The sequence below is a fragment of the Arthrobacter sp. Dra40 genome (genome assembly GCF_059091905.1).
Genome location: NZ_JBNHHB010000381.1, coordinates 1 through 3,100, shown reverse-complemented (window position 1 = coordinate 3,100; position 3,100 = coordinate 1). Strand labels below are relative to the sequence as shown.

At 66.5% G+C, this 3,100-nt stretch carries 3 protein-coding genes; 1 reads left to right on the top strand and 2 read right to left on the bottom strand.

Annotated features, from left to right (window positions below; translation table 11 throughout):
• The coding region (gene gatA / locus AC5RWT_RS36115; protein ID WP_494084422.1) for an Asp-tRNA(Asn)/Glu-tRNA(Gln) amidotransferase subunit GatA at window positions 1–1,279 on the bottom strand (1,279 nt) is incomplete at its 3' end.
• 9 nt (window positions 1,280–1,288) lie between these two features.
• The gene (gatC, locus tag AC5RWT_RS36110; protein WP_494084421.1) at window positions 1,289–1,585 is read right to left on the bottom strand and encodes an Asp-tRNA(Asn)/Glu-tRNA(Gln) amidotransferase subunit GatC; all 297 of its coding nucleotides are present in this window, start codon (window positions 1,583–1,585) and stop codon (window positions 1,289–1,291) included.
• A gap of 311 nt (window positions 1,586–1,896) precedes the next feature.
• Here gatC and AC5RWT_RS36105 point away from each other — a divergent pair, with 311 nt between their 5' ends.
• Entirely contained in the window at window positions 1,897–3,033 is a 1,137-nt protein-coding gene (locus AC5RWT_RS36105) for a metallophosphoesterase (protein ID WP_494084420.1), read from the top strand.
• Window positions 3,034–3,100: the final 67 nt, after the last annotated feature.

Sequence of the window (3,100 nt, the reverse complement as noted above, 5' to 3'; positions counted from 1 at the left end):
ACATGGCCATCGGGTCGTCCAGCTTTTCGCCCAGCTTGAACGCCGTGGTCGGCGCGGTCGGCGAGATCAGCACGTCGGCGGTTTCAAACGCGGCGGCGAAGTCGCGCTGCACCAACGTCCGGACCTTCTGCGCCGAGCCATAGTATGCGTCGTAATAGCCGGCGGACAGGGCGTAGGTGCCCAGGATGATGCGGCGCTTGACCTCGTCGCCGAAACCTGCGGCGCGGGTTGCCCCCATCACGCGTTCGATAGTCATCGGGTTTTCCTCAGGCAGCACCCGGTGCCCGTAGCGGACACCGTCGTACTTGGCCAGGTTGGAAGAGGCCTCCGAAGGCATGATCAAGTAGTAGGCGCCCAGCGCGTACTTGAAGTTCGGGCAGGACACCTCCACGACGTCGGCGCCGGCGCCGCGCAGCAATTCCAGCGCCTCGTCGAAACGGGCCTGCACTCCGGCGGAATAGCCCTCGCCCTGCAGTTCCTTGATGACGCCGATGCGCATCCCGCGGACGTCGCCGCTGCTCGCGGCCTCGACCAGCGCTCCTACAGGATCGGGCAGGGAGGTGGAGTCCGCGGGATCGTGCCCGCCGATGACCTCATGCAGCAGCGCGGCGTCCAGCACAGTGCGCGTGACCGGACCGATCTGGTCCAGCGACGAGGCCATGGCAATCGCTCCGTAGCGGGACACTCCGCCGTACGTGGGCTTGACGCCCACTGACCCGGTCACGGCGGCCGGCTGGCGGATGGAGCCGCCGGTGTCGGTGCCCAGCGCCAGCGGCGCCTCAAAAGCGGACACTGCAGCAGCGGAGCCGCCCCCGGAACCGCCGGGGATCCGGTCCAGGTCCCAGGGGTTGCGGGTGGGCCCGTAGGCGGAGTGCTCGGTGGAGGATCCCATCGCGAACTCGTCCAGGTTCGTCTTGCCCAGCATTGGCATGCGGGCGGCCCGGATCTTCCTGATCACGGTGGCGTCGTAAGGGCTCATCCAGCCCTCAAGGATCTTGGAACCTGCGGTGGTGGGCTGGCCCACGGTGACAATCAGGTCCTTGATCGCGATCGGGACACCGGCCAAGGCATGCAGCTCCTCGCCGGCAGCCCGGGCCTTGTCCACGGCCGCGGCCACGGCGAGCGCCTCATCCGTGTTCACGTGCAGGAAGGCGTTGACGTCCCCGTCGACCTCGGCAATGCGGTCCAGGTGCGCCTGGGTAACCTCAACAGAGGACACCTCCGAAGCGGCCAGCAGTTCCGCAAGCTTGGCCGCGCTGTTGGTAATCAATTTACTCATCGGTGCGTTCTACTCCTCATCCAGGATCGCCGGAACCCTGAAGCGGCCGTCAGCCGCGTCAGGCGCGTTTGCCAAGGCCAGCTCCTGGCTCAAGGTCTCGCCCACCACGTCCTCGCGGAAAACGTTGGCCAGCGGGATGGGGTGCGAGGTTGCCGGCACATCGGGCCTGGCAACTTCCTGGACGGACTTGATCGAATCGACAATAACGTCGAGTTCGCCGGCCATCTTGTCCAGTTCTTCGGCGGTCATCTCAATGTGGGCCAGGCGCGCCAAATGCGCCACCGCCGCACGATTGATCTCAGACATGAGTCTCCTACGCGGATGGAATGCTTTTCCTGTTCAGTCTACCGGCGCAGCAGGGTCAGGATTCGCCAAGGAAGCCGGGCGACTATCCGACAGCGACAGGTTCGGTTTCCGGGTGTCCCGCCGTAGGCTTGACGAACAGCAGGGCGCATCGGCGAGAGCCATCAGCCCAGCTCCGGCAGCCTCCAGAGCACGCCAACGGTGTTTGACGGCTTTTGTTGGCAGCACCTGGACTGGCGCGCCTCCGGCAACGGCCGCGGGAGCCTGCCAGCCAGGGCCAGTTGCCGCAAGTAGTCCGCGGCGAGGAGGTTCCAATGCGTCCGGCTCGACTGGTGGCCCTGGCACTAACCGGCCTGCTGCTATCGGGCTGCGCCGGCCCCGGGCAGGGATCTCCCGCCCCTGCCTCCCAAGTCCCTGCCGGGCCCACCATGACTTCCGGTGAGCTTGCACCGCCGACAACCCCGTCCGTCCATCCCACGCCTCCTGGCGGCACGGCAGGCATCTCGCCCCGACCAGGCCGGCACGAAGCCACAACGGTGCAATTCGCGGCAGCCGGAGACTTCGGCAGCGGGGAGGCCGCAGCCCGCGTCCTAGGCGCGATGGCGCAAAGCCGTCCCCGGTTCGGCGTCGCCCTCGGAGACTTGTCCTATGGGGTTCCCGGCGCTGAGCCGGCGTGGTGCAGCTTCGTCACCGACCATCTGGGGCCGGACATTCCCCTGCTGCTGGTTTCCGGAAACCACGAAAGCGACGGCCGGAACGGTTTCATTGATGACTTCGCACGCTGCCTCCCTCCCCGCCTGCCCGGCATCAACGGCGTCTACGGGCGCCAATGGTTCGTCGACATCCCGCAGCGGGATCCCGTGCTTCGGCTGATCCTGATTTCGCCGGGGCTGGATTTTGCCGGCTCGGGTCTCTGGGATTACGTTCCGGGCAACGAGCATTACCAATGGACGGCCAAAGCCATCGACTCCGCCCGGGCGGCGGATATTCCATGGGTCGTGGTCGCTTCACACAAACCCTGTCAGTCGATGGGCATCTATGAGTGCGACCCGGGTCCTGCCCTCACCGATCTGCTGCTGGACCGGAAGGTGGACCTGGTCCTTCACGGCCACGAACACCTCTACCAACGCACCCACCAACTGGCGCTGGGCCCACACTGCCCCGCCCTGCTGCCCGGGCAGAGCAATCCCGCCTGCATCTCCGACACTGACGGAGACTTCGAGTCAGGGGCCGGTACGGTTTTCGCGACCGTCGGCACCGGCGGGCAAACGCTGCGCGATGTCAACGGCTCGGATGCGGAGGCACCGTACTTCGCTGCCGAATCCGGGAAAAACTTGGAGCCCACTCACGGGTTCCTGGCGGTTCAGGCAACCGAAGACTCCCTGACGGCCAAGTTTGTCAGCGCCGACGGCGGAGCCTTCACCGACTCCTTTACGCTGCGCAAGCCCTGACCCGGGCTCCTCCCTGTTCCGGGCTCCTCCCTGTTCCGGGCTCCTCCCTGTTCCGGGGCCCAGGTGC

What these genes read in the sequence shown, in the direction of transcription:
- gatC (WP_494084421.1), bottom strand. Translation starts at nt 1,585, where the DNA reads ATGTCTGAGATCAATCGTGCGGCGGTGGCGCATTTGGCGCGCCTGGCC.
- AC5RWT_RS36105 (WP_494084420.1), top strand. Translation starts at nt 1,897, where the DNA reads ATGCGTCCGGCTCGACTGGTGGCCCTGGCACTAACCGGCCTGCTGCTA.